Source organism: Thermostichus sp. MS-CIW-25 (genome assembly GCF_054060015.1).
The window spans coordinates 55,746-63,303 of record NZ_JBSSCS010000015.1 but is presented as its reverse complement, the minus strand read 5'-3'; the positions used below and the strand labels follow the sequence as shown (position 1 = coordinate 63,303).

General features: G+C 55.1%; 3 protein-coding genes and 1 pseudogene. All 4 read right to left on the bottom strand.

Annotated elements, in window-relative coordinates; translation table 11 throughout:
- Positions 1-239 (bottom strand): annotated as a pseudogene (locus tag ACVWZ1_RS07375) (RNA-guided endonuclease TnpB family protein); the annotation flags it as partial.
- Positions 240-373: 134 nt separating this feature from the next.
- Complete coding sequence (locus ACVWZ1_RS07370) at positions 374-2,050, bottom strand: NAD+ synthase (protein ID WP_457502993.1); 1,677 nt, start codon at positions 2,048-2,050, stop codon at positions 374-376.
- A 49-nt stretch (positions 2,051-2,099) separates the two neighbouring features.
- Positions 2,100-5,309, bottom strand: coding sequence for a PAS domain S-box protein (locus ACVWZ1_RS07365; protein ID WP_457502990.1), 3,210 nt, complete (start codon positions 5,307-5,309; stop codon positions 2,100-2,102).
- Between the two features lie 206 nt (positions 5,310-5,515).
- Entirely contained in the window at positions 5,516-7,387 is a 1,872-nt protein-coding gene (gene uvrC / locus ACVWZ1_RS07360) for an excinuclease ABC subunit UvrC (RefSeq protein ID WP_457502989.1), read from the bottom strand.
- Between the last annotated feature and the right edge of the window lie 171 nt (positions 7,388-7,558).

Sequence of the window (7,558 nt, the reverse complement as noted above, 5' to 3'; positions counted from 1 at the left end):
GCATTGCTAATCACCCGACGGAGCGCCTGACAGACGTGGTTGGCCTTCAGCCCCGTTGCTGCCCTTACCGGCCGATAGACCAAGTGGTGCAGCTTAGCGGTGTTCCAGCAGTTCTTTTGTTTGGCGGTGTCGAGAATCTGGTTGCAAGCGTTCGCAAAGCCCTGCAAAGTGCGGTCAATTTCTTGACGCAACTCTTGTGGGACTATCAGCTTGCAACGTACGGATATAGTCTGGCTCATGGGCTTATTGTAGTTCATCCAGGCTTTTGACCGGCAAACCTATATGGAGGAGGGCTTTCCTCCCGACACCACGCCTGCGGCTATGGTGCGGGCCTCCAGCCCGAAAATTTGGTGAGGGTATCCCACTAGTTCCATTAGATGATCCCTTCCTGCCGCTTGGCGATTGGCATGCGCCAGCCGGTGCCGAAGGCGCGATCGGTAATGCGCAGCCCAGGGGGAGCTTGGTGTCGCTTGAACTCGGCATTCTGAACCAGCCGCAGCACCTGCTGCACCGTGTCGGGATCGAACCCTTGAGCCACCAACTCGGGGCTGGATTGATGCTGCTCGATGTGCCGCTGCAGGATCTTGTCCAGCAAATCGTAGGGGGGCAAGCTGTCGCTATCTTGTTGGCCAGGTCGCAATTCTGCCGAGGGGGGCTTGGTCAGCGTAGCAAGCGGGATCCGCTCCTGCTGTCGGTTGATCCAGCGAGCCAAGCGGTACACCCAGGTCTTGGGCACATCGGAGATCACCGCCAGGCCGCCGGACATATCCCCGTAAATGGTGCAGTAGCCCACTGCTAGCTCTGATTTGTTGCCTGTGGTCAGCAGCAGCCGCCCGAACTTGTTGGAAAGGGCCATGAGGAGGGTGCCGCGAATGCGCGATTGCAGGTTTTCTTCCGTGATGTCGGGGGGGAGGCCGGCAAAGGGCTCTGCCAAAAGCTGGTGGTAGCTCTCCATGATGGACTGAATCGGCAGCTTCAGGGTCGGGATCCCCAGGTTTTGCGCCAGTTGGTAGGCGTCGGTCAGGCTGCCAGGGCTGGAATAGGGAGAGGGCATGAGCACCCCCAGCACCCGCTCCGGCCCCAAAGCATCGGCAGCAATCACAGCAGTGACGGCAGAATCGATCCCTCCCGACAGGCCCAATACCACCTCGCGAAAGCCACATTTGCTGACGTAATCGCGGGTGCCCAAAACCAAGGCTTCGTACAGCTCGGCTTCTGGTTCGGTCGGCCAGCGGGATCCCGCGGTCGGTGGGCTCTGGTCTGGGTTGGGAGACTGCGTCAACTCGTCCACATCCAGGATGAGGTGATCCGGCTGAAAGGCAGCCGCTTGGGCCACAACCCGACCCCAGCGATCCAGGGCGCAACTGGCCCCATCGAAGATCAAATCATCATTGCCCCCCACCTGATTGACGTAGAGAATGGGCAGGGCGTGCTTGCGGGCCAGGGATCCCAGCATCTCCACCCGCAACTTCTGTTTGCCCAGGCTGAAGGGGGAAGCCGAGAGGTTAATCAGCAGGTCGGCACCGCAGCGGGCCATCTCTTCCACCGGATCCCAGTGGTAGCGGCGGTGCTGCCAAAAGTCGCGGTCGTTCCAAATGTCTTCACAAATGGTAAAGCCCAGGCGGCGGCCACGGTACTCGATGGGTTGGGGCTGGGATCCCGGCTCAAAATAGCGATCCTCATCGAATACATCGTAGGTGGGCAAGAGCGACTTCTGGAACCAATGGCGGATCTGGCCCCCCTCCAGCCAGGCAGCAGCATTGTAAAGGGGCCGACCCTCAGGCAGAGGATTGGGCTGCACGGATCCCACGACTACCGGAATGCTGGCCTGTAGCCGACTGGCCAAGTGCTGCAAAACTTGGTTCGCTCTCTCGATCAGGGCCGGGTAGAGCAACAAATCGCGAGGTGGATACCCCAGCAACGCCAGCTCCGAGGTGATGGCCAACTCTGCTCCCGCCGCCGCCACTGCCTCAACCGCTGAACGGATGCGCTCAGCATTTCCGCTCAGATCGCCGACAGTGTAGTTCAACTGCAACAGCGCTACCTTCACCCTGCCCCCCATATGGTAAATCTCACCATAAGTGGCCCAAACCGAATCGTCAACAAGATTTGGCTACAGGCAGGCGAAGAACAAAGGTAGTTTGGTGGGCGGTGCTCTCCACCTGCAAAGAGCCACCCAAGTGGTTGGCAATGGCTTGGGCCAGAGCCAATCCCAAGCCTGTTCCCCCCTGCTGCCAGGGATCCGAGTGGGGGATGCGATAAAACTGCTCGAAAATGCGTTCTTGTTCTTCGAGGGGAATGGTGGTGCCCGTGTTGGTCAAGCGCAGCTCCCAGCGGTCGGAACCTAAAGCAACAGCCTCTAGGACAATGTGTTTGCCGGCGGGCGTAAATTTGTGGGCATTGGTCAAAAGCTCACAGACCAAGCGTTCCAACAGGCGGGGATGGGTGTGCAGATAGGGCAGGTGGGGATCCCAGTGAACTTGTAGAGTTTGCTGCCGCTTGCGCATCTGGTCTTGGAACCGATTGATGAGAGGTGCCAAAAGGAAAGGCAAGTTAACCTTCTCAGAGGGCAGCGTAAGCCTATCGCCCAACAAAGTTTGTAGATCCAGAAGATCGTTAATTAGGGAGATCTTTCGCTTGCACTCCTGCTCCAGAACCTCAAGATATTGAATTTGCTTAGGGGTAAGGGGGGAGGTTTGATGGCTTAACCTTAACAGGTGAACCGAGAGGCTAATGCTGGTAAGGGGAGTGCGCAGCTCATGGGAGACGGCGGCCAGGAAGTTATCCCTAATTTGGCTGAGTTTTTTCAATTCCGTCACCTGAGCCTGGCTGCTGAGGTAGAGCCTGGCCTGTCGCAAGGCAATCGCGCACTGGGCCGCCATTTGCTGGGCCAAATCGATTTCCCAATCGCTAAAACTCTCCTCAGGAGGCCGAGCCAGCCACAGATCCCCAAGAATGCCCTGATCGTCCGCAATGGGGCAGGCCAGCTTGGTCAGATAGGGGGGCAAAGTGTCGGGATCCCGTTGGCGATCCCGAGCGCACAGTTGAAAGCACCAGCCTCGCCATAGCTGTTCGTATAAGAGGGGAAAATCTCTCATCCAAACCCGAGCCCCGACCCCAGAGGTCGAAAGCGTCGTGTATTCATAGCTGATCAGGGAGTAGGTTCGGCGGCTATCGTAAAGGCCGACATTGCAAAAAAGAACGCCCAAAAATTTCCCCAGCTCGTTCACAACCGTCTGCAAGATCTGCTTTTCGTCCAGAGTTGCCCGTATCTGATGGGTAAGGCGGCGCAGAATCGATTCAAACTGCAGACTGCGTTCCAGTTGCTGGGTTCGCTGTTGCACCAGGGCTGTTAATTCAGCTTCTCGTGTTTGCTGGGCCAGCTCCAGGCGCTTGCGCAGGGTGATATCGCGCACCAAAACAATGGCCTCATCCGGCCCAAAGGGCAACAGACGGGCCTCGCGATATTCCGGCAATGCTTCCGCCGCGTCTTGAGAAGTTTTGGGAAGCGGATATTCAATAACCTGAATTTCTCCCGTTTGAAAGGCTTTCTCTAGCAAAGGGGCAAAGTAGGTTTTCCAATGCTCTGGAAACAGATCTTGAATGTATTGGTTGAGATAGCGGTCATCGGGATAGGCGGATGCAAATCCTCTGGGGGGCTTATAGGACAAGACTAGCCCTTGCCGATCCACTTGCAAAAGCATATCTGGGATCGCTTCGTAAAGAGCGCGGTAACGTGCTTCGCTGCGGGCCAGATCGGCCAAACTTTCTCGCAGGTGAGTTTCGGCCCTTTTTCGCTCGGAAATGTCTTCTAGAAATTGAATGGCAAACAGAGGCTCGTTTTGAGCGTTTCGCACTACAGACAGTTGCAGGCGAACCCAGATCTCTCTGCCATCTTTACGGCGGATCACCTTTTCATATTCATAGTTGCTAGCGTATCCGGCAATCAATTCATTCCAGAGTATCTCGCCCCGTTCTCGGTCTTCGGGATAGGGAGTGTAATCTTCCGCTTTCAGAGCCGACCAATCTTCCTCGCTGTACCCTGTAATCTCTGCCATTGCCGGGTTGAGGCTGAGATACCGGGGATCAGGATCCAAGCTCATCAGAGCAATCCCTTGGCTACAGAAGTTGAAGATCCCCTGCAATTGGTTTTGAATTTCCTCAAGAGCAGATTTGATGGATCGGCGCTCGCTAATATCATCCAGGAAGTAAACGGCAAATAGAGGCTTTTGTTCTTCATCTCTAACAACATAAACCTGGGACTTTGTCCAGATGATTTGGCCATTCTTTCGGGTGTAGCGATGTTCCCATTCATAATGACTGCGCCGGCCATCAACCAACTCCTGCCAAAGTTTTTTTAGAGTTTCAACATCGGCCAAGTCTGGGATACAAGCCTCCAGAGGCAAAGCCTTCAATTCCTCTGCAGAATATCCTGTTATATCCTTGAGGGCTGAGTTCATGCCATGCGGACTAGCTTCTGGCTCAAGAGGCAGCAGAGAGATGCCCAAATTGCAGGACTCCACAATTCCCCAGAATCGCTGTTGAATCTCCAACAAGGCCAGCTCTAGACGCTTGCGCTCGGTAATATCTTGAATGCAGCCAAGCACGCAATTTGCTCCGTAGGGAACTATGCAAATTTCTTGGTAACGGAGCTCTCCCGCTGAGTTGGTTAGGGGATATTCCAAGGTTTGCTGGGATCCGCTGCTCAAGCAACGGTCAATCAGCCTCCGGAGTTGGTCGCTAACCTCAGAGCCGAACAGCTCTTGCACTGCTTTTCCCTGAAGGTGCTCTGCTGGGAGTGAGGCAACACAAGCATTCTCCGGGGAAGAAATCAGCTCCAGGCATTGGCCTTCTTGGCTAAAGATCATTAAGGCTTGTGGGATAGCACAAACCAACCTTTTGTAGCGGAGTTGGCTCTCTGCAAGCGCTTGTTCAGCCTGCTTCCGCGCCGTGATGTCTTCCACATACCCCTCAAAATAGAGGGGATCCCCTGCTGGATTGCGGACAACTTGAATTTGTTCTCGCACCCACAAGTCCAAGCCCTTGCGACTGTGGATCAAAAACTCTTGGGCCACTCTCCCATCGCCGACTTTGCCTGCAAGCAGATCCTGGAAAAACTGGCGACGACCGGCAGCGTCAGCATAGAGATGATGGCCAAAATCCGACAGATGGCGCATCAAATGGGCAGAGGAAGTATAGCCATATATCTCGGCAAGCTTGGCATTGGCAAACCGGTATCGTCCCTGCAGATCCACACGAAAGATCCCAATGGGGGCATTTTCCAGGAGCACATCAAGTTCGGCCAACATCAGGATCCCCTATTGGCAAGCAGTACCAGGGCACTGAGAACACCTGTCCTTGGGATTATGTATCATTTCTGCCTTAAGCGATGTTTCCCGCACTACAAGTTCCCCCCTAACCCCGTAAAATCACGGGCGAGGAAGGGCGCTTAGGTTTCTGTGGATGTTACCCCGTGGGCTGCCGGTAGGGCAGGGATCCCTGTGCGGATTCTCAACTACTCCACCCCTGCAGTCTCCGGGGATCCCGCCTGAGTTTCCGGGTGAAAGTAGCGGTAAATCTGCCGGGCAATCTTCGGGCCAATGCCGGGCACTTGAGCCAACTGGTCTTCTGAGGCCACCTGAATGCGGGCAATCGACCGAAATTCTTCCATCAGCAGCTTTTGCCGATACTTGCCCAAGCCGGGGATCTCGTCCAGCGTAGAGGCATGTTGACGCGCTTTCCGTTGCTGGCGATGAAAGGCGAGAGCAAATCGGTGGGCTTCATCTCGCAGGCGTTGCAACAACAAGCGAGCCGGATCTTGGGCCGGCAACCGCAAGGGCACAGGATCCCCCGGCAGAAAGATCTCTTCTTCTCGCTTGGCCAAGGCAATTACCGGCAGGTGATCCAGCCCCAAATCCGCCAAGACGGCCATGACTGCCGACAACTGCCCCTTGCCCCCGTCGATGAGCACCAAATCCGGCTGATCCTCAGGGGTCATTTTGCTGAAGCGACGCCGGGCCACTTCTGCATGGCTGGCAAAATCATCGGAGTGACCGGGGCGCACCTCAGGGTTGCGAATCTTGTAGCGGCGGTAGTGCTGTTTGGCAGGCAGGCCATCGATAAACACCACCTGACTGGCCACAGCATCGGATCCCTGAATGTGGGAAATATCGTAGGCTTCTAGGCGACGGGGCACATCCGGCAAATCCAAGACCTCTGCCAAGCGCTCCAAGGCCGCGGCATCCCGATCCGCCAGGCGCTGGGCGCGGGTTAGCTCCAGTTCGGCATTCCGCTCGACCAACTCGATCAACTCAGCTTTGCTCTGCCGTTGGGGGGCAATGAGGCTGACCTTGCGGCCTTTTTTCTGGCTCAGCCAAGACTCCAGAAAATCGTGATCGGGCAATTCATACTGGGTCAAAATCTCAGAGGGAATTTCCACCGGATCGCAGTATTGATAATGCTCTTGTAAAGCCCGCTGCAAGATAAGGCCTGGGTCGTCACCGCGGTTTTCGGCCACAAACCCCAGTCGCCCCACCAACTTGCCCGCTCGCACCTGAAACAACTGAATGCAAGCTCGCGAATCGTTCATGGCTAAGGCCAGAGCATCACGGCTGGCGGTAGAATTGGGCAAAGAAACCTTCTGGGATTCTCCCAATTGTTCCAGACCACGAATTTGATCCCGATATCGTGCGGCTGCCTCATAATTTTCCTGTTCGGCGGCCTGGATCATCTTCTCCTGCAGCTCTCGGATCAGCTCATCTGTCTGGCCTTGGAAGATCATGGCCACTTGAGCCAGCGTCTTGCGATACTCTTCTGGGCTGATCAAGCCTTGGCATACTCCGGGGCAGCGCCCAATGTCGTAGTTCAAACAGGTGCGATCTTTGTACAGAGGTTTGGGCCGTTGGCGCAAGGGAAAAATCCGTTTGACCAGTCCAAGGGTGTGGCGCAATAGACCAACATCCGTGTAGGGGCCGTAATATTTATCTTGATTCCGATCAAGGCGACGATGGCGGGTGATGTAAAGCTGGGGATAAGGCTCTGACCAGGTAATGCACAAATAGGGATACTTTTTGTCATCCTTGAGAAGAACATTGTAGGGGGGCTGATGGGTTTTAATCAGATTATCTTCTAGGGCTAAAGCTTCACTTTCATTATCGGTAACGATAAACTCGATCTCGCAAACCTGAGCTACCATGCGCTGAATGCGAGGAGGCAGGTCGCCGGTAAAGCGGAAATAAGATCGCACGCGAGAGCGCAACTTCTTGGACTTGCCCACATAGAGAATCTGATCTGTGGCATCTCGCATCAAATATACGCCGGGTTCAGCAGGAATCTCCTTGAGACGGCTCTCTAGAACGTCACGGTTGTGAATCAGAGGGACAGTCATAAAGTTCAGTTCTACCGGGTAGAGTCAGGGATCCCATGACTTCAATCTAGCAATGATACGACTTTCCCTGGCAACACCGACTTCAGCCCCTGTAGAGGTATAGTCATTCCGAATAAGTCTGGGACATTTGCCCTGCCTTCGATCTCTAACCGGCCAACACAAACATACCCC